The sequence below is a fragment of the Geotalea uraniireducens Rf4 genome, assembly GCF_000016745.1.
Taxonomy (GTDB): domain Bacteria; phylum Desulfobacterota; class Desulfuromonadia; order Geobacterales; family Geobacteraceae; genus Geotalea; species Geotalea uraniireducens.
The window spans coordinates 1237997-1260217 of sequence record NC_009483.1; the positions used below are offsets into that span (position 1 = coordinate 1237997).

The window sequence follows — 22221 nt, forward strand, 5'->3', positions numbered from 1 at the left end:
CCCTAAATCCCCCTTTCATAAAGGGGGACTTGGTCTTTCGGAAGATTGGTACTAATCGGCTTTTACATTTAGTAGTTTCCGCCTGTCAGTGTGGCGGTAACGCTTCCTACCGTCACCTTTGTCTGCACCTTGACCGGAATCCGCCTTGCATCATCGGTGAGCCAGATGAGAACAGAGCCTTTTCCCTCAAAAACCCCTTTTGGCTTAACCAGCGGTTTTATAACGATTGTATTGACCTTGCCCAGAATCGTGCTGATTTTTTCTTTCCTCAGCACCTTCACTTCGATGACGTCCGGCTCTTTGCCGTCTAATACGGCAATATGAAACGACTTACCCACTTCAAGCTTTGCATACCTGGCGTAAAAAAAGCTCGCATAGATGTCGTAGGTGTTTGCGCCAATGGCGATTTCGGCCTTTTCCCCGGATAGATGGTCGAGATACAGTGCTTTTCCGCTTCGCGGGTCAAAGGATATTTCCCTGTCTCTGCGGTGTTTCCCTTCCCTGATTTGCATCCGATAATGCTGTGTGGAACCTGGAAATGGCGCCCGGTCTATGAGAAGAGTGCTTTCAATCCTGTCTTCAACCGGGAGGAATAAGGAAAGCCAGTCATTGGATCGGGCCGTGGAGGTTATGCGGCGCATTCCCTTTACTTCGACTATTTCCTGCGTTGCCGTACCGATCTTGATCCCGCTCCAGGCCAGGTCGTAGATAAGTTTTTCCGGGACGGTTTCTGCAAGAGCCGCCGGCAGCCAACAGACAAGCCAGAGTGAAACGGTTATGAATCGAGTATAACGTTTGATTTTCAGCCTCGTGCCGTCAGTTTAGGAGCCTGTCGGACTTAGGAATGAATCTACTGCGAGAACGGAAAATCGGTCCATATTCCCGGAAATTTTCGACAAATAGGTCCACTATTCGCTCTCAAATTTCCGATAATCTGTCCTCGATTTGCCATTCTCTCGCTACGATTCCCTAAGTCCGATAGGCTCCTAGGTCATCAGTATTTTGTTCTTCAGGATGAGTATTTCAAAGGCCATGGCTGCTTTACCGATCAGTTTCTGCATATCGACGACCCTGTCCCCGAGATCTCCGGCACCGCCATCCACGTAGAAAATTGCCACCACCCGCCCCATCATCAGCAGGGGGATCAATAGGGCGCAGGCAGGTTTACCACCTTCCAGGGCTGTTAGTATTTTCGTATTGGCAGGTGTATCGGTAAGCGGTCCCAGGTAGAAACTCTTCCCATCCGCCACCATTTTCAAGACCGACGGGGCGTCAAGGGGGATTTGCAGCTCCTCGAAACCAGCAACGACCTTTTTCCGGGAAAGGGCCGTCCAACCTCCTGCAACATTCCTCCGCACGAGAAATAGAGCCACCCGGTCGAATTCCTGGCCGGTATAGTTTACGATCAGGTTGGCGATCGCGTCCCTGTCCTTTGCTTCAGCCAGTTGCATGGAAAAGGTGTCGATGGTGTATTGCCTGATGGTCTCTTCCCGGGCCGCAGCGTTGGGGAGATTGCCCTGCATAAGTTCTTCGGCGGGTTCCAGCCCGTAGTCATCCAATTCGGAGAGGAGCGGAAGTTCGATGACCTCTTCCTCCACTGACGGGGTAAATGCCGCTTTTGCCTTCTTTGGCTCACGGGGAGGCGGTTCGGCGGACTCAGCCTCTCTGGCGCGACGTCTGCCCCCACTTGTGACGCTGATGTAGCGCGTTTCCCTTTTAATGTCGTAATGCTTTTCCAGGGCAAGGATCAGTCTCAATTCCGGGGAGACCAGCGGCATGACAATAAAGCCGGTGATGAAAGAGATTTCTTCTATGGAGGCAAAGTCCGAAGGATCTGCCATGGCTACGACAAGTTTCTTCTTGTCGAGGCCCAAGGGGATGACCTTGTATTTTTTAACGACTTCTTCGGGGATGAGCTTGAGTACCTGGGGCGAAAGCGCCATCAACTGGTCGGAACTGGCATAGGGGACCCCCAGTTTCATGCTGAGGAAGTGGGCAAGGTCCTTTTCTTCTATATACCCCATTTCGATGAGATTGGTTCCAATCCTGCCGCCGAAGATAACCTGGCTTTTCAGCGTTTCATCCAGTTCGGCCGGGGTTATCTTGCCTGCCTTAACGAGCATTTCGCCCAGTTTGATAGTCATCTGTCCCCCCATCAATTGCGTAACTGTTCATAAGCAATAGGTTAATTACGCCGTGCCTAATGTAGTTGTTCGCACATGGCCTGTCAACAGCAAACAGCTGTGTCCCGGCCGGTTTGCGGATGGGGGGATTCTACGTTAAACTTGCCTTAAGCTTGCCGGAAAACACAACCGCGAGGCGTCCCATGACCCCCCAGTTCCATCCTTATCTTATCAACGGCCCTTTTGACGATCCGGGGCTCTATATCGACTTTCTCTTCGAGCGGCGGGCGATCCTTTTCGATCTGGGCGATCTGGCGGATCTTACTCCCCGCAAGCTTCTTCGCATCAGCCATATCTTTGTTTCCCACACCCATGTGGATCATTTTATCGGTTTCGACCAGCTCGTGCGGCTCTGTCTCGGTCGTGAAAAAAGGCTCCATCTTTATGGGCCGGCGGGATTTGTCGACCAGGTGGGACACCGCCTGGCCGCCTATACCTGGAACCTGGTGCAGAACTACCCTACCGATTTCACCATCGTTGCCGTTGAGCTGCATCGGGACGGCAGGGCGTTCGGCGCCGAGTTCCATTGCCGCGACGGCTTTCGCCGGATGGGGGATTCTTCCTTTGCCGTGGTTGACGGAGTTCTGCTGGACGAGGAGAACTTCCGTGTCAGGATAGCATTTCTCGACCATAAAGTTACCTGCCTCGCTTTTTGTCTCGAAGAGAAGAACCATGTGAATATCATGAAAAATCGGCTGGAAGAGATGGGGCTTCCCGTCGGGGAATGGCTTGGCGAGCTGAAACGGGCGGTCTTGCGCGGCGATGGCGATGAAGCGCCTGTCAGGGCATGGTGGCAGGAGCGAGGCGAGAGCCGCGAGCGTTTCTTCACCCTCGGTCGGTTGAAGTCGGAGGTGCTCCGGATCGTACCAGGGCAGAAGATCGCTTACGTCACCGATGCCCTGTACAGCCCGGAAAATGCGGCAAGGATCGTCGCGCTTGCGCGTAATGCGGACTATCTTTTCATTGAGTCTACATTTCTTGACGAGGAAGCGGATCGGGCACGTGAGAGGTGTCACTTGACGGCCCGCCAGGCCGGGGTTCTCGCCCGTGCGGCAGGCGCAATCCGCGTAACCCCATTTCATTTTTCGCCGAAATATGCCGGTGAAGGCATCAGAATACAGCGGGAACTGGAAGAAGCGTTCAACGAAAGATAGGTCCGAATCTTTACATTCGTTAAAACTTACCTATACTTTACTTTGCGACGATTCCTGTTTTGCGGAGGGTGTTTGTGCTGCTTCTTGTGGAAAAACTGGGCTCGCTAACCCTATCCATCCTCCAGGAAATGGGGAGGATGGTCAATTTCATCATCTATGCCTTCTACCTGATTATCCGCTCGCCCGGAAAACCGGTCCACATCCTGAAGCAGATCCGTTTCATCGGCGCCAAATCCTTTTTCGTCATTTTCCTCACCGCTTCCTTTACCGGCATGGTCCTCGGCCTGCAGGGTTATTACACACTGGCCAAGTTCGGCTCCGAAGGTATGCTCGGTTCGGCTGTGGCACTTTCCCTGATCCGCGAGCTGGGGCCGGTGCTCACGGCCCTGATGGTGACGGGTCGCGCCGGCAGCGCCATCAGCGCGGAAATTGGCATCATGCGCATAACCGAACAGATCGACGCCCTGGAAACCATGGCCCTTGAGCCATGTAAATACCTCGTCTCACCCAAGCTTCTTGCCGCGATCATCTCGTTGCCGCTCCTCTGCGCTATTTTCGACGTGGTTGGTATCTACGGCGGTTACCTGGTGGGGGTGAAACTTCTTGGGGTGAACCCGGGCGCCTATTTCCATGAGATGGAAAAGAGCGTGGAGTGGAAGGATGTCTACTCCGGCATTATCAAGTCGGTGTCGTTCGGCGTCATCATTGCCTGGATCTGTTGTTACAAGGGATATTTCGCAGGCCACGGCGCCGAAGGGGTGTCCCGGGCAACCACCGCCGCCGTGGTCATGTCTTCGGTGATGGTGCTGATATGGGACTATTTCCTCACTTCGGTGTTGCTGTGAAAACGTGCTGCGTGCTGCGTGCTACGTGCTGCGTTGCAATGCGCGCCGAAGGCGCGAATCATCACGCAGCACGCTGAACGCAGCACGGACCAAACCATGATCAAACTGGTGAACGTGGAAAAATCTTTCGGCAGCCAGGTGGTGCTCAACAAGCTGAACCTGGAAATTCCCCATGGGAAGATTACTGCCGTGATCGGACCTTCCGGCGAGGGGAAAAGCGTCCTCCTGAAGCACATGATCGGTCTGCTCAGACCTGACCGGGGGGCGGTGATCGTCGATGGCGAGGATATCACCGGTATGGGGCGGGACCGGCTCAATCATGTTCGGGAAAAGTTCGGCATGCTCTTCCAGAATGCCGCTCTCTTCGACTCCATGACGGTCTTTGAGAATGTTGCCTTTCCCCTGGAAGAAAAGACCCGGCTTTCCCGGACGGAGATTGCCGCCCGTGTCCACGAGGCCCTTGAGCATGTGGGGCTCAAGGGGGTGGATAAAAAGTTTCCCGACGAGCTGTCCGGGGGGATGAAAAAGCGGGTAGGGCTCGCGAGGGCGGTCTTGCTCGATCCCAAGATAATCCTCTTCGATGAGCCGACCACAGGCCTCGATCCGATTATCTGCCGGGCAACTCACCAGCTGATAAAGGATACCCATGTCCGGTTCGGTTTCACCGCGGTGGTCGTTTCTCACGAGATACCGGAGATTTTCGATGTCTCCGATTTTGTGGCCATGCTCTATCGGGGGGAAATCCTGGAGGTGGGGACCCCGGAAGAGATCCAGCGATCAACCCATCCGGTAGTGAGACAGTTTATCAGCGGCAGCCTGGAGGGCCCTATACATCTGGTATAGTATTACTGCGGTAATTAAACATATGAACGGTAGGGGCTAGGCTTGCCTCGCCCAATCGGGGCACGGCGCGCCGTGCCCCTACATCAGGATTGTGATGTTTAATTGCCGCAGTAGTACCTCTCAAAGAGTAGCGTTAAGGATGCACTATGAAAAAAGCCGGGCTGGAAACCATTGTCGGAATTTTCGTGCTGATAGGGATACTCTGCCTCGCCTACCTCTCCATCAAGCTGGGGAAAATGGAGTTGTTCGGCGGTGATTACTATACGGTCACAGCTAATTTCGATTCTGTTTCCGGATTGAAAAGCGGGGCATCGGTGGAAATTGCCGGGGTCGAGGTCGGGCGGGTGGAGCGGATCATTCTCGACCCGAAGGGCAATGACCGGGCCAAGGTGTATCTGCGGATCAGGAGCGGGGTGAAAATGTTCGACGATGTTATTGCCGCGGTGCGCACCCGGGGGATAATCGGTGATAAGTTCATACAGCTCAACCCGGGCGGCTCGGATAAAATCATCGCCAATGGCGGGCGGATTCGCGAGACCGAGTCGTCGGTGGACCTGGAGGAACTGGTGAGCAAGTATATCCATGGCAAGGTGGATTAGTTTTCCGCAAAAAAGCCCGGCAATCAGCGAGATCCTTGGTCAAAAACAGATTTTCCTGTGTCTGGTGATAAGGTTTTGCTGGTCGGCCGGTTGACACCGTTGTACAGGAGGGTGAAATTATGGACGCATTCTATAAGGTAGTAACGGTATCCTTTCTCGTAATGTGTTGTTGCTCGAAGCCCTGTTTTGCCGAGGAACCGGGGCAGGGGAAGCTGGTTCTGGGGCTTAACGCCTGCATTCAGCGGGCGCTCGCCTTTGCACCGGAGTTGGGCGAAACCAGGGCCGATATCGAGCTGGCCGCCTCGAAGCTGGCTGAGGCCAAATCGAGCCGCTTTCCGCGGATCGAGCTCTTGAATCTCATCGGTCCGGTTCCCCAGGCGCGTGGCAACCAAGTGTCCTCGCCCGACAGAATAAACCAGACGGACCGCTTGACATGGTTTGACCGGGCTGACGCCACCATTGTCCAGCCGCTTTATACCTTCGGCAAGATTAGCGAGAGCATGAAGGCGGCCGGGCACGGCATCGAAGTGGACCGGGCGAAGCAGGAGCAGAGGCAGAACGAGATAGCCCTGAAGGTCAAGGAGTACTACTATGGACTGCTCCTTGCCCGCGAGTTGAAGGAAATGGTGCTGGATGTCCGGGAAAGCCTGACCAAGGCAAGGGACAAGGCCCGGAAACTCCTCAAAGAGGAGTCCCCCAATGTGGAAGAGCTTGATATCTTTAAGCTCGATGCGTTTGCCGGAGAGGTCGACAAGTACCTGGAAGAGGCGAACAAGGGGGCAGCGTTGGCTCTCTCGGCCCTGCGCACCCAGATAGCCCTCCCTGCCGAGGTGGAGATGGACATAGAAACCGAGCGGCTTACTGCTGACGAAGTCAAGGTTCCGGACCTGCCCCTTTTTCTGGAGGCCTCCAAGGCGAAGCGTCCCGAATACAAACAGATAAAGCAGGGGTTGCGAGCCAGGGCGGCCCTGGTTGAAGCCGCGACGGCCGCTTACTATCCCGACATCTTCCTTGGCGGCTATCTTTCCGCTGCCTACGCGGAGAAGCGTGACAGGGTTTCCAACCCCTGGGTGCCCGACCAGTTCAACCATTTCTGGGCTGGTGTGGCGTTGGGCCTCAAGTGGAACCTCGACTTCGGCATTACGGGGGCCAAAGTGGCTGCGGAGCGGGCCCAGTACAACCGACTGGTCGCCACCCGGGAATTTGCCGAAAACAACATCCCTCTGCAGATAAAGAAGTCATACCTGGAGATCCATGAGGCTGAAAAAAGCATCGAGGCGACCCGCTTCGCTTACACGAATGCCAAAAAGTGGGTAGTGGCGGCCATTGCCAATTTCGATTTCGGCGTTGGGCCGGCAAAGGAAATATTCGATGCGCTTCAGAATTATGCCAGGATGCGCGCTGGCTATTTCCAGTCGATCTATAACTTCAAACTGGCCCAGGCCAATCTGGCCTATGCGGTGGGTGAAGCGCCGCTGTAATTCTCCCGGATGCTGTGGGTGAGGAGGTTGTGTCTGATGAACATCCGAACGATTATTATGACAACCCTGTTGTTCTGTTTGTGCATAACCGGGGCAAAGCAGGCGCTTGCCTCCGTCACCAACGAGGTGAAGAGCATGGTGGACGAGGTGGTGCGGATCGTTTCCGACAAGGAGATGAAAAAGCCGCAAAACGAACAGAAGCGGCGCAATGCGCTGAAGAAGGCGATCAGCACGATTTTCGATTATGGCGAGATGACGCAGCGCTCAATGGGGAAGCACTGGAAGGAGCGGAGCCCGGCGGAGAAGAAGGAGCTTGTCCAACTGTTCGAAACGCTTCTGGAGAACTCTTACGCCGGAAAGATCGAATCGTACAACCAGGAGAAGATCGTCTATCTGAAGGAAAACGTGGAGAGCGAGTATGCCGATGTGAGATCCAAGGTGATCACTGCCAAGCGCGACGAGTTTTCCCTCGACTACCGTCTCATGAGCAAAGGGGGACGGTGGATGGTTTATGATGTGGTTATCGAGGGGGTGAGCCTGGTCTCCAATTACCGGACCCAGTTCAATAACATCATTCAGCGTCAAGGGTACGGGGAGTTGGTAAAGAAGTTGCGGGTGAAAAGCGAGGAGATCAAGGCTCCATAGGCTGGTGGGACGAAGTGGATTGATGATATGAAAAAACATCGCAACACAGCCCGGATCGTCTTGATCTTGCTCTTTGCCTGTTCGTTGCTTGCTGAGGCGCCGTGCAGTGCCGGCCAGGCGGTGAAAGGTGGGCTGGAAAAGGCCACCTTTGCCGGCGGGTGCTTCTGGTGCATGGAGGCGCCGTTCGATAGGCTTGAGGGGGTGACTTCCGTCACCGCAGGTTACACCGGCGGGCAGAAGAAGAACCCTACCTACGAGGAAGTTTCCGCCGGCGGCACCGGCCACGCCGAGTCGGTGCAGATTGTCTACGACCCGGCAAGGATCGGCTACGCAAAGCTCCTCGACGTCTTCTGGCGCAACATCGACCCGACCGTCCGGGATCGCCAGTTCTGCGATGTGGGGACGCAGTACCGCTCGGCCATCTTCTATCATTCTCCCGAACAGAAAAATCTTGCCGAAGAGTCGAAACGGTTGCTGGAAAAGACGAAACCGTTCGCAGCGCCGATCGTAACCGAAATTGTGCCGGCTTCCGAGTTCTATCCCGCCGAAGATTACCACCAGCATTACTACAAGAAGAATCCGATCCGTTATAAGTTCTACCGTCAGGGGTGCGGCCGCGACCGAAGGCTGAAAGAGCTGTGGGGTGCTGCTGCAGGGCACTGATGGCCGGATTTGTGCAACTTTACCCGTACCATGTCCAAGTTATGCGCAATGGCCGGATATTCCTTTTCTGTGGTCCGGTATGGCGGTTTCTGGTCGGGACAATCCTTTTTTGTTGACAACAGTGCACTGCCGCAAATAAAATCAATCAGTTTACGCTTGATTATTTATTCGGGGGGATTTCAGGGATGGCAAAGGTTTTTAAAGTGGCGGTTCTGCCGGGAGACGGCATCGGGCCGGAGGTTATGGCTGAGGCGCTCCAGGTGCTGGACGCCGTGGAAAAGAAATACGACGTTAAATTCGAGCGGACCCATGCCAATGTCGGTGGCGCCGGGATCGACAACGAGGGGAAGGCCCTGCCCGAAACCACAGTGAATATCTGCAAGGCGGCCGATGCCATTCTGTTCGGCTCGGTGGGCGGCCCCAAGTGGGAAACCCTGCCGCCGGAGGAGCAGCCCGAGCGTGGCGCGCTCTTGCCCCTCAGGAAAATCTTCGGCCTCTACGCAAACTTAAGGCCGGCCATCATCTTCCCGTCGCTCACCGGCGCCTCGTCCCTGAAGGAGGAGGTCATCGCAGGCGGCTTCAACATCCTGGTCATCCGTGAACTGACCGGCGGCATCTACTTCTCCCAGCCGAAAGGTATCGAGGGAACGGGCCGCGAGCGGGTCGGCGTGGACACCATGCGTTACAGCGTGCCGGAAATCGAGCGGATCACCCACGTGGCCTTTCAGGCTGCCCGCAAGCGAGGCAAGAAGGTCTGTTCCATCGACAAGGCCAACGTGCTTTCCAGCTCGGTGCTCTGGCGTGAGATCGTGACCGGCATAGCGAAGGAGTACCCGGACGTGGAGCTGTCCCACATGTATGTGGACAACGCTGCCATGCAGCTGGTGAAATGGCCCAAGCAATTCGACGTCATCCTCTGCGAGAACATGTTCGGCGACATCCTCTCCGACGAGGCGGCCATGCTGACAGGCTCTCTGGGAATGCTCCCCAGCGCCTCGCTGGCAGAGGGGACCTTCGGCATGTACGAGCCGTCGGGCGGCAGCGCCCCCGATATCGCCGGACAGGGGATCGCCAATCCCATTGCCCAGATTCTTTCCGCTGGGATGATGCTCCGTTTCTCCTTCGGCATGGTCGAGGCGGCCGACGCCATCGACAACGCAGTGGCGAAGGTGCTTGAGCAGGGTTACCGCACCCGCGACATCTACCAGCAGAAGGACGGTGAGAAGCTGGTCAATACGAAAGAGATCGGCGCTGCGATCATCGCCAATCTATAGGTCTTGTTCAGCGGTAATCAAACGCGAAGCGTTTAGTTCATATCAAACCAAACTTCAGAAAAGGAAATAGACTATGAAAGTCGGACTTATCGGTTGGCGTGGCATGGTAGGCTCGGTTCTTCTTCAGCGCATGCAGGAGGAAAACGATTTTGCGGGCATTGAGCCGGTATTCTTCTCCACCTCCCAGGCGGGCCAGCCTGCCCCCATGAACGCCGGAACCCTCAAGGATGCTTCGGATATCGCGGAGCTCAAGAAGCTGGATGTGATTCTCACCTGCCAGGGGGGGGACTACACCAAGGCGATTCACCCCGAACTGCGCAAGACGGGCTGGCAGGGTTACTGGATCGACGCAGCCAGCACCCTGCGCATGGAGCCGAATGCGGTTATCATCCTCGACCCGGTCAATCGCAATGTCATCGATGCCGCCCTGGCCAAGGGTCAGAAGGACTTCATCGGCGGCAACTGTACCGTCAGCCTGATGCTGATGGCCCTTGGCGGACTGTTCCGTGCAGGGCTGGTGGAATGGATCACCTCCATGACCTACCAGGCGGCAAGCGGCGCCGGCGCACCCAACATGCGCGAACTGCTCAGTCAGATGGGAGTCCTGCACGGCTCGGTTGCAGAGCTGCTCAAGAACCCCTCGTCGGCGATCCTCGACATCGACCGGCAGGTCACCGCAACTCTGCGGAGCGACGCCTTGCCGACGAAGGAGTTCGGAGCCCCGTTGGCGGGGAACGTGCTCCCCTGGATCGACCGGGAGGTGGAGGATGGCCAGAGCCGCGAGGAGTGGAAGGGGTACGCCGAGACCAACAAGATCCTCGGTACGACAACGCCGATCCCGGTGGACGGCATCTGCGTCCGCGTCAGCGCAATGCGCTGCCACAGCCAGGCCCTGACCATCAAGTTGAACAAGGACGTGCCGATCGCCGACATCGAAAACCTGATCAAAAACGACAACCAGTGGGTCAAATTCGTTCCCAACACCAAGGCTGACTCCCTGGCCAACCTCACCCCGGCGGCAGTCTCCGGGTCCCTTACGGTGCCCATTGGCCGGGTGCGCAAGATGAAGATGGGGCCGCAGTACCTGTCGGCTTTCACCTGCGGCGACCAGCTCCTCTGGGGAGCGGCCGAACCTCTGCGCCGCATGCTGCGCGTCCTGCTGGAGAAGTAGGGGCGGACCTGCGTGTTCGCCCTTTTGGCCGGCAGATAGCTTTTTCCTACATTATGATTGTTTGTATGAAATGTCGCTCCTTTCAAGGGGCGCTTTTCATTTTTGGCGTTATAATCCGTAGGGGCGGGGTTCTCCCGCCCTTTTTGAAAATGTTGAGTGAATCGGGCGGGGAAACCCCGCCCCTACGCGGTACAAGAAAATCAGGGTTGGCTGTATAGGACGGCCACTGATAGAGGAGTCAAAAGATGAGCAAGCTATGGAATATAGCAGTAGTAGGGGCGACCGGCGCTGTCGGCAACCAGATGATTGAATGCCTGGAAGAGCGCAACTTTCCGGTCGGGAAAATAAAATATCTTGCAAGCGCCCGCAGCGCCGGGGAAGTGATGGAATTCAATGGGAAGCCGGTGCTGGTTGAAGAACTGACCCACGATTCCTTCGAGGGGATCGATATCGCTCTTTTTTCGGCGGGCGGCGACCGCTCCAGGGAGTTCTGCCCCTCTGCGGCCCGGGCGGGCGCTGTCTGCATCGACAACTCCAGCGCCTGGCGCATGGACCCGGATGTGCCGTTGGTGGTGCCTGAGGTGAACCCTCACGCCATCGCCCGGTACACCAATAAGGGGATCATTGCCAACCCCAACTGTTCCACCATCCAGATGGTGGTGGCACTGAAGCCTCTCCACGACTATGCCGCCATCAAGCGGATCGTGGTGTCCACCTACCAGGCGGTTTCCGGCACAGGAAAGAAGGCCATCGACGAACTGCGCGTCCAGACCGGCGAGCTGCTCAACGGCCGTCCTGCCAAGTGCGACATTTATCCGCACCGGATCGCCTTCAACTGTCTGCCGCAGATCGATTCCTTCGAACCCAACGGTTACACCAAGGAAGAGATGAAGATGGTCTTTGAGACGAAAAAGATCATGGAGGCGGAGATCAGGACCACCGCTACCACGGTGCGCGTGCCGGTCTTCTATGGCCATTCCGAGTCGGTGAACATCGAAACCGAGAAGAAGATCACCGTGGCCAAGGCTATGGAGCTGTTGAAGCGTGCGCCGGGAGTAGATGTGGTGGATGACGTGGCCAACGGCGTCTATCCGATGCCGATCGACGCTGCCGGCCAGGACCTGACCCTGGTGGGGCGGATTCGCGAGGACGACTCCATCGAGAACGGACTCAACCTCTGGGTGGTGGCGGACAACATCCGCAAGGGTGCCGCGACCAATGCGGTGCAGATCGCGGAGATACTGATCGAAAAGTATCTCAAATAAAACGGTGAGAACAATTTGTCCTTGGAAGCCCCTTTTTCATGCGCCAGATAAAGCTGATAATAGAATACGACGGCACCAATTATTCCGGCTGGCAGGTCCAGCCGAACGGCATCACCATCCAGCAACTGATTGAAGCGTCACTGGCAACGATGCTCGGCGAACCGGTCAAGCTTCATTCATCCGGCAGGACCGATGCCGGTGTTCATGCGCTGGGAATGGTTGCTGCGTTTAAAACGGGGAAACTGCTGCCGTTGCGTGCCTTTTCCGACGGGCTCAATGCTTTGCTGCCGAACGATATAGCCATCAGGGATGCCGTTGAGGCCCCGCTTTCGTTCAATCCACGCGCTGACGCAAAGAGCAAGCATTACCGTTACACGATATATAACGCCGTTCGCCGCTCGCCACTGGCACGCCTCAGTTCGTGGCATCTGCGCGGGGCACTGGACATTGAGCGTATGCAGGCCGCGGCTTCCCATTTTGTCGGTGAGCATGATTTTGCCGCTTTCCGCGCCTCCAACTGCGCAGCCAAAACCACGGTGCGCCGTCTTTTCAGCGTATCTGTTGCGAAGGATGGGGAATCTGTCATTATTGATGTGCACGGATCGGGGTTTCTGAAAAATATGGTGAGGATCATCGCCGGTACGCTCGCAGAGGTAGGACAGGGGAAAAAAAATCCGGATGCGGTTCCCGGATTACTTGTTTCAGGCGACAGGGCCGCTTCAGGCATTACGGCGCCGCCGCAAGGGCTCTGTCTCGTGGAAGTTTTTTATTGATTACGCCTGTGAAACTATTTTTCTTGACAGCTTATAAGTAATGTATTATTTTACGAACTTTCTGTGAGTCGGTATGTATCAATTTCAGTCAGGTTGTGAGGGTTCGATGAAGACGACGCAAGTTGCGAAAAAAGATGAAGTGACCAGGGATTGGTATCTGGTCGATGTTGATAATAAGGTCCTCGGCAGGGTTGCTACCGAGATCGCCAATGTCCTGCGTGGTAAAAACAAGCCTGTTTATACCCCCAGCGTCGATACCGGTGATTTCGTCATCGTGGTTAATGCCGAAAAGATCGCTCTTACCGGCAATAAGTCCGCGGACAAGATCTACTACAGTCACTCCGGGTTTCCCGGGGGGCTCAAGGAGATCTCTGCCGGCAAGCTGATGGAGAAAAAGCCCGAAGATATCATCAAGAAGGCGGTCAAGGGGATGCTTCCTAAAAATAAACTGGCCCGCCACATGTTGAAAAAACTGAAGATTTACTCGGGAACCGATCATCCCCACAAAGCACAGCAGCCTAAGGCGCTGAACATATAACTTTAGATTTTCAATTAGATCAGGAGATAGAAAAATGGCAGCAGCGAGCTTTTACGGAACAGGGAAAAGAAAATCCTCGATTGCCAGGGTCTGGCTGAAGCCCGGAACAGGCGTTATCACGGTAAATCACAAGACTCTTGATGAGTATTTTGGCAGGGAAACCTCCAAAATGGTCGTCAAGCAGCCGCTTGAACTCACCGAGAATATGGGCAAGTTTGATATTTACGTGACCGTATGCGGTGGAGGGGATTCCGGACAGGCCGGCGCAATTAAGCACGGCATTACCAAGGCTTTGCTTGAAGTGGATGCTGCTTTGCGCGGCACCCTGAAAAAAGCCGGGTTTGTTACCCGTGATTCGCGCATCAAGGAACGGAAAAAGTACGGCAAAAAGGCTGCCCGCGCCAGCTTCCAGTTCTCCAAGCGTTAATCGTCTTGCTGAAAACAGTGGGCAGTATGGTTATATGGAGGGGAAATCCGCAAGGGTTTCCCCTTTTTGCATTCGGATTTTGAATATTTGCCACTGGAGCACGGGATCTTGAGCAATTGAAAGTGGTTGTAAGGAGCTGTCTATGTTGAAAGTCGCTATCGTCGGTGCAAGCGGTTATACGGGCGTTGAGCTGTTGCGCCTACTTCACTGTCACCCGGAGGTTGCCATTACCTGCGTGACGTCTGAGCAAAGCGCGGGTAAAGCCATTTCGGAGGTATTTCCCACCTTGCGAAGCCGTTACAACCTTGTTCTGGAGAATCTCGAACCGGTAAGGATTGCCGATCGGGCTGATTTCATCTTCACCGCCCTTCCTCACAAGGCTGCCATGGAGGTCGTGCCGACTTTTCTCAAACTCGGGAAACGGGTAGTGGACCTTTCAGCCGATTACCGGTTGCGGGATGCCAAAGAGTACGAGGCGTGGTACGAACCGCACATGAACCCGACGCTCCTGGAGCAGTCGGTTTACGGCCTGCCGGAGCTGCGGCGGGAAAAGATAGCCGGGGCGGATCTTGTGGCGAATCCCGGTTGTTACCCGACCAGCGTGATATTGGGGCTTGCGCCGTTACTGAAAAAGAAACTCATTGATCCTGCGACGATAATAGCCGACTCCAAGTCCGGCGTCAGCGGCGCAGGGCGGAGCGCCAAGGTGGACAACCTGTACTGTGAGGTGAACGACGGTTTCAAGGCCTATGGCGTCGGTGGCGCGCACCGGCACATCCCGGAGATCGAACAGGAGTTGTCTCTTCTGGCAGGAAAGCAGTTGAAGATTTCCTTCACCCCCCATCTGGTGCCGATGGATCGCGGTATTCTCTCCACCATCTATGCAACGCCGACAGGTGCGGTTTCCTCCGCCGAACTGCTGGAGCTGTACCGGGCGTATTATCAGGGAGAGGCGTTTGTGAGGATATTGCCGGAAGGGAGTTTTCCCTCTACTTCCCATGTACGCGGCTCCAATTTCTGCGATATCGGCCTTGCGGTTGACAACAGAACCGGCAGGGTTGTGGTTGTTTCTGCCATCGACAACCTGATAAAGGGGGCTTCCGGTCAGGCGGTACAGAATATGAACATCATGAACGGCTTCCCTGAAAATCTTGGCTTGGAAGCGTTAGCATTGTTTCCGTAGTTTCTGGCTGTGCAGGTAATAAAGGAATTGTCTTAAATGTCTTTTCTCCCCATCACCCGGGCGGAGGCGCTCACGCACGGCTGGGACGAACTGGATGTAATCTTCGTCACCGGCGATGCCTATGTCGACCATCCGTCGTTCGGGGTGCCGCTTCTGGCGCGCTGGCTTGAGTTTCACGGCTTCAGGGTCGGGATCATTCCTCAGCCGGATTGGCGTTCAAAGGATGCCTTTACCGCCTTGGGCCGGCCGCGCCACTTTTTCGCCGTTTCCGCCGGGGCAATGGATTCCATGGTTGCCCACTACACCCCGGCCAGGAAGCTTCGTCGCGATGACGCTTATACGCCGGGCAACCGTCACGGCGGCCGTCCCAACCGTGCCACCATAGTCTACACCTCGCGGCTGAAGGAGGCCTATCGGGATGTGCCGGTAGTGATCGGCGGCATCGAGGCGAGCTTACGCCGCTTTGCCCACTACGACTTCTGGGAGGACAAGGTGCGCCGCTCCATCCTTTTCGATGCCAAGGCCGACCTGCTTGTGTACGGCATGGGGGAGACCCCGCTTCTGGAGTTGGCGGCGAGGCTGCGCAAGGGAGAGGATTTTAAGGCGATTACGGATATCCGCGGGACGGCTCATGTCGGTAAGGACATTCCCGAAGGCGGCACTTCCATGCTGGAGATACCATCCTTTAAAGAGGTGTTGACAGATCGGCACAAATACAACGAGGCCTTCCGTCTCGTTTCCATGGAGCAGAACTCCCGCTGCGCCAGGACCAGCGTGCAGAAACAGGGCGAACGTTACCTTGTGTGCAATCCACCGGCCTTTCCGATTTCGGAGCAGACGATGGATATCATTTACGCCCTTCCTTTCGTCAAGGCGCCTCATCCGTCCTATACGGAACAGATTCCCGCTCATGAGCAGATCAAGGCTTCCATAACCACCCACCGGGGCTGTTTCGGCGGCTGTGCCTTCTGTGCCATCACCTATCACCAGGGGAAGACCATTCAGTCGCGCAGCGAGTCCTCGGTTCTGCTGGAAATCAAGAAACTCCTGGAGCAGAAGTGGTTCAAGGGGAGCATCAGCGATATTGGCGGACCGACAGCCAACATGTATGGCCTCAAATGCAGCGATTCAAAGGCGGAAGCATCCTGCCGCCGGGGGAGCTGCCTCTACCCGCGGCCGTGCAGGAACCTGGATATGTCCGACAAGCGGGTTGCCGCACTCCTCAGCAAGGTAAGGAAGACTTCAGGGGTGAAGCATTCGGCGGTTTCATCGGGGGTCCGCTATGACCTCTTGAAGCATCAGGACGCTTATCTGAAAGAATTGCTGGGGTACCATGTGGGGGGGCTTCTGAAGGTTGCCCCGGAGCATATTGCGGAACGGGTTACCGATCTCATGCGCAAACCGGGTAGGAGGGATTTCGAGCAGTTCCTCGCCCAGTTCAGGAAGGAGAGCGCTGCGCTCGGGAAAAAACAGCATGTTGTCCCCTATTTCATATCCGGTCATCCCGGCACAACCCTGTCGGATATGGTCGACCTGGCCCTGTTTCTCAAGCGAAGTGGTCTCAGGGTTGAGCAGGTGCAGGATTTCACGCCGACACCAGGTACGCTTTCCACCTGCATCTATTACACCGGGATTGACCCGTTTTCAGGGAATGAGGTATATGTGCCGCGCAGCGACAAGGAGAAACGATTGCAAAAATCGCTACTCCTTTCGCATCTTGCCGAGGAACGAAGCAATATTATGCGGGCATTGCAGGTGTGCAGCCGTAAAACCGCGGCAGGAGAGCTTTTGGATGGCAAACATGAAGCAATTCCGGCCCCGGCGGTTCATGGCAGCAGGAAAAAAACCAGGTAAAATATCGCCGACAAAAATTTATTTATCAAAAAAACGTTGACAGCTGTTTGAAATTGATTTATAGAAGGAACTTCGCTTTTTCAATATAAAGCTTCTTGACCAAACATCAAAAAGTTGTATATGTGAGAGTGTTAATGCTGGCGTAGCTCAATTGGTAGAGCAGCTGACTTGTAATCAGCAGGTTGCGGGTTCGAGTCCCATCGCCAGCTCCACTACTTAAACTTGCTGGTTCTTCATCTGGAGGGATTCCCGAGCGGCCAAAGGGAACAGACTGTAAATCTGTCGTCGTAGACTTCGGAGGTTCGAATCCTCCTCCCTCCACCATAAATACTACAGAAGAGATAAAGGCGTTGCATTATTTCAGGAGACAATGTGTCGTATGGACTGGAATGCAGCACACTTATCGATTCAAAAAACTTCTGAATACAGGAATTGGCGGGAGTAGCTCAGTTGGCTAGAGCGTCAGCCTTCCAAGCTGAGGGTCGCGGGTTCGAGTCCCGTTTCCCGCTCCAATTTTCCTCACGTGCCCACATAGCTCAGGAGGTAGAGCACTTCCTTGGTAAGGAAGAGGTCTCCGGTTCGAGTCCGGATGTGGGCTCCATTTAATTTCAAGGTTTCATCGGGTCCATACAAATTACTTAATTTCAGAGGAGGGTTCCTACATGGCAAAAGCAAAATTCGAGAGAACAAAACCGCATGTAAACATAGGGACGATCGGTCACGTTGACCACGGCAAGACGACATTGACCGCAGCCATCACCAAAGTGTTGGCCGGAAAAGGTCAGGCCGAATTCAAAGCATTCGATCAGATCGATAATGCACCAGAAGAGCGTGAGCGTGGTATCACCATCGCAACCGCCCATGTGGAATATGAAACCGACAAGCGTCACTACGCCCACGTCGACTGCCCGGGCCATGCCGACTACGTCAAGAACATGATCACCGGCGCAGCCCAGATGGACGGCGCAATCCTGGTTGTGTCCGCAGCCGACGGCCCGATGCCGCAGACCCGTGAGCACATCCTGCTGGCCCGTCAGGTAGGCGTACCATACATCGTCGTATTCCTCAACAAAGCCGACATGGTAGATGATGAAGAACTCCTCGAACTCGTCGAGCTGGAAATCCGTGAACTGCTCTCATCCTACGACTTCCCCGGCGATGACATTCCCATCATCAAAGGCTCCGCCCTCAAGGCCCTCGAAGGAGACACCGGCGAACTGGGCGAGCAGGCAATCATGAAGCTCATGGAAGCCGTCGACAGCTACATCCCCGAGCCGGTACGCGCCATCGACAAGCCGTTTCTCATGCCCGTCGAAGACGTATTCTCCATCTCCGGCCGCGGCACCGTAGCAACCGGCCGTGTCGAGAGAGGAATTGTAAAAGTAGGCGAAGAAGTAGAAATCGTCGGCATGAAGGCAACCGCCAAGACCACCGTAACCGGAGTCGAGATGTTCAGAAAGCTGCTCGACGAAGGCCGTGCAGGCGACAACATCGGCGCCCTGCTGCGCGGCGTCAAGCGAGAAGACATCGAGCGTGGGCAGGTACTTGCAAAGCCGGGCTCCATTACCCCGCACACCAAGTTCAAAGCAGAAGCCTACATCCTGACCAAAGAAGAAGGCGGACGTCACACCCCGTTCTTCAATGGCTACCGCCCGCAGTTCTACTTCCGCACCACCGACGTAACCGGCATCGTAGAACTCGCCGCCGGGACCGAGATGGTAATGCCCGGAGACAATGTAGCCGTAACAGTAAACCTGATCACCCCGATTGCCATGGACGAAGGACTGCGATTCGCCATTCGTGAAGGCGGCCGTACCGTTGGCGCAGGTGTCGTCAGCTCTATTATCGAATAAATCCGTAGGGGCGGCTTCAACCCGCCCCTACAGCTCCGTTAATAAAGGAAGAACGCAATGAGAGATATCATTACTCTTGCCTGCACCGAGTGCAAGCAAAGAAACTATACCACCACAAAAAACAAAAAGACGACCCCTGAAAAGCTGGAGTTCAAAAAATACTGCCGCTTCTGTCGTACGCATACTCCGCATAAGGAAACCAAGTAGGTTCAGATAGGGCCGCAGCTTTGCTATGGCTCTTTATGCAGGCCAGTAGCTCTAACGGCTAGAGCACCGGTCTCCAAAACCGGGTGTTGTGGGTTCGAATCCCTCCTGGCCTGCCATTTTTAAACTTAATCAAATTGTGGGGTGACACTAGTGCTGGCAAAAACCAAAAACTTTTTGGAAGAAGTGAAAGCCGAACTGGCAAAGGTTACCTGGCCTGCCCGCAAGGAAACCATTTCTACTGCATGGGTTGTGGTTGTGATTATTGTGTTGATCTCACTGTATCTTGGTGCTTGTGACGTAGTTTTGGCTAAGCTCATCAGGTTTATACTCCGTTAAAGGATTTTCAATGGCGCACAAATGGTACGGTGTACATACCTATTCAGGTTTTGAAAATAAAGTCAGACTCTCACTTTCGGAGCGGATAAAAAACCTGGGTCTTGAGGATAAGTTTGGCGAGATCCTGATCCCTTGTGAAACTGTAGTAGAGCTCAAAAAAGGTGAGAAGCGAACATCGTCTCGAAAATTCTTTCCCGGCTATATACTGGTCAATATGGAACTGGATGATGAGACGTGGCATGTCGTTAAGGAGACTTCGAAGGTAACAGGCTTTGTCGGTGGGAATAACCCCTTCGCCATTCCTGATGATGAAGTGGCGAAGATTACCCGGCGCATGGAGGAAGGTGCTGAGAAGCCTCGGCCCAAGGTTCTCTTTGAAGTGGGTGAGACAGTCAGGGTTGTTGACGGGCCGTTTCTTAATTTTGCCGGTGTGGTAGAGGATGTAAAGCCGGACAAGGGTAAACTGAGGGTCATGGTGAGCATTTTTGGCCGGGCTACCCCCGTTGAACTGGAATTTATGCAGGTTGAGAAACAGTAGGGCAATATCGTCGAACTGTTCACAACCTGGATATATATAAAGCTTTTCAGGAACAGAATAAAAGGAGCATAGCAATGGCCAAAAAAATTACAGGATATATCAAACTGCAGATACCAGCAGGAAAGGCAAATCCTTCTCCGCCGATCGGACCTGCGCTTGGTCAGCATGGCGTCAATATCATGGAGTTTTGCAAGGCATTTAATGCAAAGACCCAGGCAGAAGAGGGAACGATAACCCCCGTAGTAATAACAGTATTTGCGGACAGGTCGTTCAGCTTTATTACCAAGACTCCGCCTGCATCGGTACTCATAAAAAAAGCTCTCGGGATAGAGAGCGGCTCAAGTGTTCCCAACAAGAATAAGGTCGGCAAGCTGACCAAAGACCAGGTAAAGGAAATTGCAGCGAAAAAAATGCCTGATTTGAATGCTGCAAGCCTCGAAACCGCCATGAAAACCATTGAGGGAACTGCGCGCAGTATGGGCGTTGAGATTGTATAAGATAAAGAGAGGGTGAAAGAAATGCCTACTAGTAAAAAGCTTAAAGAAGCTCTTGCCAAAGTGGACAGGAGTAAAAGCTATACCCTGAAAGATGGGATTGAGCTTGTTAAGAACACCGCCTTTGCCAAGTTCACCGAGACTGTTGACGTTGCCGTCAGGCTGGGCGTTGATCCGCGGCATGCAGACCAGATGGTACGTGGCGCCGTGGTGCTTCCTAATGGTTTGGGCAAGGACGTGAGAGTCCTGGTTTTTGCCAAGGGAGAAAAAGAGAAGGAAGCCCGTGATGCCGGTGCTGACTTTGTCGGGGCCGACGATCTAGTTGCCAAGATTCAGGAAGGTTGGTTTGACTTCGATACCGCAATTGCTACACCTGACATGATGGGCGTTGTCGGTAAGATTGGCAAGCTTCTCGGACCACGCGGCTTGATGCCTAACCCCAAAGTGGGAACCGTTACCTTCGATGTCGGCCGTGCAGTCAACGAGTCCAAATCCGGTAAGGTAGAGTTCAGGGTTGAAAAGGCGGGGATTATTCACGCTCCTGTCGGCAAAGTTTCTTTTGATGCGGACAAGCTTAAGGAAAACATCCTGGCTCTGGTGGATGCGCTGGTTAAATCTAAGCCTTCAGCAGCTAAAGGCACCTATATCAAGAAAATCAGTGTTTCTTCAACTATGGGACCTGGTGTCAATCTTGATGTGTCTGACGTTTCTTCGCAGGTAGTCTAGATACATTTTTAATATTTAGAGCCAAAGTCAAAGACAGTAGGTGTTTGCTGGGTGATCCAGCGGACGTAAACAGTGCACCAATCAGGCTGGCCTACCGAGACTGGCGGTAGTTGAAGGAAATGCAAATGTTCCGGATACTTCCTGACTTTGGCGGGGTTAAATACCCGTAAACCAAAAGAAAGGAGGAAGGCGCTTGAATAAGGAAGGCAAACATCAACTTGTAGCCGAAGTGCATGATAAGCTGCAGCGTGCCAAGGCTGTATTTCTGGCTGACTTTCGCGGCATGAACGTAGGACAGGCCACAGATCTCAGGAATGAACTGCGTAAAGCTGACGTTGAGTACAAAGTCATCAAAAACACATTGCTTGAACTGGCGTCAAAAGGGACTGATAAAGAGGCGTTAAATCCCTACTTTGCCGGACCTACTGCTGTTGCGATCAGTTACGACGATCCCGTTGCTGCAGCGAAGGTATTGTCCCGTTTTGCCAAGGAACAGACTAATCCCTTTACCTTGAAAGCCGGCGTGCTGTCAGGCAAAGCGATCAGTCCGGCTGATATCCAGGCCCTGGCTGATTTACCGAGTCGCGAGGTATTAATTGCGAAAATGCTCGGTTCGATGCAGGCCCCGGCAACCAATTTTGTCGGCGTGCTGGCAGCCGTACCAGGAAGTTTTGTCCGTGCGCTTAACGCGATTCGGATTAAAAAAGAAGGCAACTAATAATTTAAAATATCAGGTTTGTTACGTAACTTTTAATGGAGGAATAAAAAATGGCTGAAATTACCAAAGCTGATGTAATTACTTTTATCGAGAAGATGTCTGTTCTGGATCTTGCTGAAATGGTGAAGGAACTTGAAGAAAAGTTCGGTGTGTCCGCCGCTGCTCCGGTTGCTGTGGCTGCTGTTGCCGGCCCGGCTGTTGCCGAAGCTGCTGAAGAGCAGACTGAATTCGATGTCATTCTCAAAGCTGCTGGTGCAAATAAAATCGCAGTTATTAAGGTTGTGCGCGCACTTACCAGCCTTGGCCTTAAAGAGGCGAAAGACCTGGTAGACGGTGCACCTCAGCCGGTTAAATCCGGTGTTTCCAAGGAAGAAGCTGAAGAAGCGAAAAAACAGCTGGCCGAATCAGGTGCAGAAGTGGAAGTTAAATAAGTATTGCAGAGCTGATTTTT

General features: G+C 54.2%; 25 protein-coding genes and 5 tRNA genes. 28 read left to right on the forward strand and 2 right to left on the reverse strand.

Features of this window, described 5'->3' with window-relative positions:
* Positions 1–68: 68 nt before the first annotated feature.
* Together GURA_RS05245 and GURA_RS05250 are read right to left on the reverse strand one after the other, a co-directional pair.
* Positions 69–806 carry a DUF3108 domain-containing protein gene (locus GURA_RS05245; protein ID WP_327049740.1) on the reverse strand — a complete coding sequence of 246 codons (738 nt, stop codon included), beginning with the start codon at positions 804–806 and terminating at the stop codon, positions 69–71.
* Between the two features lie 180 nt (positions 807–986).
* Positions 987–2144 carry a GspE/PulE/PilB domain-containing protein gene (locus tag GURA_RS05250; protein ID WP_011937967.1) on the reverse strand — a complete coding sequence of 386 codons (1158 nt, stop codon included), beginning with the start codon at positions 2142–2144 and terminating at the stop codon, positions 987–989.
* 182 nt (positions 2145–2326) lie between these two features.
* Between GURA_RS05250 and GURA_RS05255 the strand changes: the two genes are divergently transcribed.
* The 28 genes from GURA_RS05255 (at position 2327) to rplL (ending at position 22201) form a co-directional block, all read left to right on the forward strand.
* Positions 2327–3337: a ribonuclease Z gene (locus tag GURA_RS05255; RefSeq protein ID WP_011937968.1), complete on the forward strand. Its 1011-nt coding sequence runs from the start codon at positions 2327–2329 to the stop codon at positions 3335–3337.
* Between the two features lie 74 nt (positions 3338–3411).
* Positions 3412–4182, forward strand: a complete 771-nt coding sequence (locus tag GURA_RS05260; RefSeq protein ID WP_011937969.1) for an MlaE family ABC transporter permease — start codon at positions 3412–3414, stop codon at positions 4180–4182.
* Between the two features lie 96 nt (positions 4183–4278).
* The gene (locus tag GURA_RS05265) at positions 4279–5025 is read left to right on the forward strand and encodes an ABC transporter ATP-binding protein (RefSeq protein ID WP_011937970.1); all 747 of its coding nucleotides are present in this window, start codon (positions 4279–4281) and stop codon (positions 5023–5025) included.
* Between the two features lie 146 nt (positions 5026–5171).
* On the forward strand, positions 5172–5624 hold the full coding sequence (mlaD, locus tag GURA_RS05270) for an outer membrane lipid asymmetry maintenance protein MlaD (protein ID WP_011937971.1): 453 nt from the start codon (positions 5172–5174) through the stop codon (positions 5622–5624).
* 119 nt (positions 5625–5743) lie between these two features.
* On the forward strand, positions 5744–7105 hold the full coding sequence (locus GURA_RS05275) for a TolC family protein (RefSeq protein ID WP_011937972.1): 1362 nt from the start codon (positions 5744–5746) through the stop codon (positions 7103–7105).
* A 36-nt stretch (positions 7106–7141) separates the two neighbouring features.
* On the forward strand, positions 7142–7750 hold the full coding sequence (locus GURA_RS05280; RefSeq protein WP_011937973.1) for an MlaC/ttg2D family ABC transporter substrate-binding protein: 609 nt from the start codon (positions 7142–7144) through the stop codon (positions 7748–7750).
* A 27-nt stretch (positions 7751–7777) separates the two neighbouring features.
* The gene (gene msrA, locus GURA_RS05285) at positions 7778–8413 is read left to right on the forward strand and encodes a peptide-methionine (S)-S-oxide reductase MsrA (protein ID WP_011937974.1); all 636 of its coding nucleotides are present in this window, start codon (positions 7778–7780) and stop codon (positions 8411–8413) included.
* A 185-nt stretch (positions 8414–8598) separates the two neighbouring features.
* Positions 8599–9687, forward strand: coding sequence for a 3-isopropylmalate dehydrogenase (gene leuB / locus GURA_RS05290; RefSeq protein WP_011937975.1), 1089 nt, complete (start codon positions 8599–8601; stop codon positions 9685–9687).
* A gap of 73 nt (positions 9688–9760) precedes the next feature.
* Complete coding sequence (gene asd, locus GURA_RS05295; protein ID WP_011937976.1) at positions 9761–10858, forward strand: aspartate-semialdehyde dehydrogenase; 1098 nt, start codon at positions 9761–9763, stop codon at positions 10856–10858.
* A gap of 245 nt (positions 10859–11103) precedes the next feature.
* Positions 11104–12123 carry an aspartate-semialdehyde dehydrogenase gene (locus GURA_RS05300; protein ID WP_011937977.1) on the forward strand — a complete coding sequence of 340 codons (1020 nt, stop codon included), beginning with the start codon at positions 11104–11106 and terminating at the stop codon, positions 12121–12123.
* Positions 12124–12161: 38 nt separating this feature from the next.
* Entirely contained in the window at positions 12162–12896 is a 735-nt protein-coding gene (truA, locus tag GURA_RS05305) for a tRNA pseudouridine(38-40) synthase TruA (RefSeq protein WP_011937978.1), read from the forward strand.
* 106 nt (positions 12897–13002) lie between these two features.
* Positions 13003–13434 carry a 50S ribosomal protein L13 gene (rplM, locus tag GURA_RS05310; protein WP_011937979.1) on the forward strand — a complete coding sequence of 144 codons (432 nt, stop codon included), beginning with the start codon at positions 13003–13005 and terminating at the stop codon, positions 13432–13434.
* 34 nt (positions 13435–13468) lie between these two features.
* Positions 13469–13861: a 30S ribosomal protein S9 gene (gene rpsI / locus GURA_RS05315; protein WP_011937980.1), complete on the forward strand. Its 393-nt coding sequence runs from the start codon at positions 13469–13471 to the stop codon at positions 13859–13861.
* A 142-nt stretch (positions 13862–14003) separates the two neighbouring features.
* Positions 14004–15044: an N-acetyl-gamma-glutamyl-phosphate reductase gene (gene argC / locus GURA_RS05320; protein WP_011937981.1), complete on the forward strand. Its 1041-nt coding sequence runs from the start codon at positions 14004–14006 to the stop codon at positions 15042–15044.
* Between the two features lie 36 nt (positions 15045–15080).
* A complete protein-coding gene (locus GURA_RS05325) occupies positions 15081–16898 on the forward strand; it encodes a YgiQ family radical SAM protein (protein ID WP_011937982.1) in 1818 nt (605 codons plus the stop codon).
* Positions 16899–17034: 136 nt separating this feature from the next.
* Positions 17035–17110, forward strand: a tRNA-Thr gene (locus GURA_RS05330).
* Between the two features lie 27 nt (positions 17111–17137).
* Positions 17138–17222, forward strand: a tRNA-Tyr gene (locus GURA_RS05335).
* Between the two features lie 111 nt (positions 17223–17333).
* Positions 17334–17410 (forward strand) — tRNA-Gly (locus GURA_RS05340).
* A gap of 13 nt (positions 17411–17423) precedes the next feature.
* A tRNA-Thr gene (locus GURA_RS05345) sits at positions 17424–17499 on the forward strand.
* A gap of 61 nt (positions 17500–17560) precedes the next feature.
* Positions 17561–18751 carry an elongation factor Tu gene (tuf, locus tag GURA_RS05350; protein ID WP_011937983.1) on the forward strand — a complete coding sequence of 397 codons (1191 nt, stop codon included), beginning with the start codon at positions 17561–17563 and terminating at the stop codon, positions 18749–18751.
* A gap of 57 nt (positions 18752–18808) precedes the next feature.
* The gene (gene rpmG, locus GURA_RS05355; protein ID WP_011937984.1) at positions 18809–18958 is read left to right on the forward strand and encodes a 50S ribosomal protein L33; all 150 of its coding nucleotides are present in this window, start codon (positions 18809–18811) and stop codon (positions 18956–18958) included.
* Between the two features lie 39 nt (positions 18959–18997).
* A tRNA-Trp gene (locus tag GURA_RS05360) sits at positions 18998–19074 on the forward strand.
* Positions 19075–19108: 34 nt separating this feature from the next.
* Positions 19109–19294, forward strand: coding sequence for a preprotein translocase subunit SecE (gene secE, locus GURA_RS05365; RefSeq protein ID WP_041245284.1), 186 nt, complete (start codon positions 19109–19111; stop codon positions 19292–19294).
* Positions 19295–19304: 10 nt separating this feature from the next.
* Positions 19305–19832, forward strand: coding sequence for a transcription termination/antitermination protein NusG (gene nusG / locus GURA_RS05370; protein WP_011937986.1), 528 nt, complete (start codon positions 19305–19307; stop codon positions 19830–19832).
* Positions 19833–19906: 74 nt separating this feature from the next.
* On the forward strand, positions 19907–20329 hold the full coding sequence (gene rplK, locus GURA_RS05375; RefSeq protein WP_011937987.1) for a 50S ribosomal protein L11: 423 nt from the start codon (positions 19907–19909) through the stop codon (positions 20327–20329).
* A gap of 21 nt (positions 20330–20350) precedes the next feature.
* A complete protein-coding gene (gene rplA, locus GURA_RS05380) occupies positions 20351–21052 on the forward strand; it encodes a 50S ribosomal protein L1 (protein WP_011937988.1) in 702 nt (233 codons plus the stop codon).
* Between the two features lie 193 nt (positions 21053–21245).
* Complete coding sequence (rplJ, locus tag GURA_RS05385) at positions 21246–21770, forward strand: 50S ribosomal protein L10 (RefSeq protein WP_011937989.1); 525 nt, start codon at positions 21246–21248, stop codon at positions 21768–21770.
* A 50-nt stretch (positions 21771–21820) separates the two neighbouring features.
* Complete coding sequence (gene rplL / locus GURA_RS05390) at positions 21821–22201, forward strand: 50S ribosomal protein L7/L12 (protein WP_011937990.1); 381 nt, start codon at positions 21821–21823, stop codon at positions 22199–22201.
* Positions 22202–22221 lie beyond the last annotated feature (20 nt).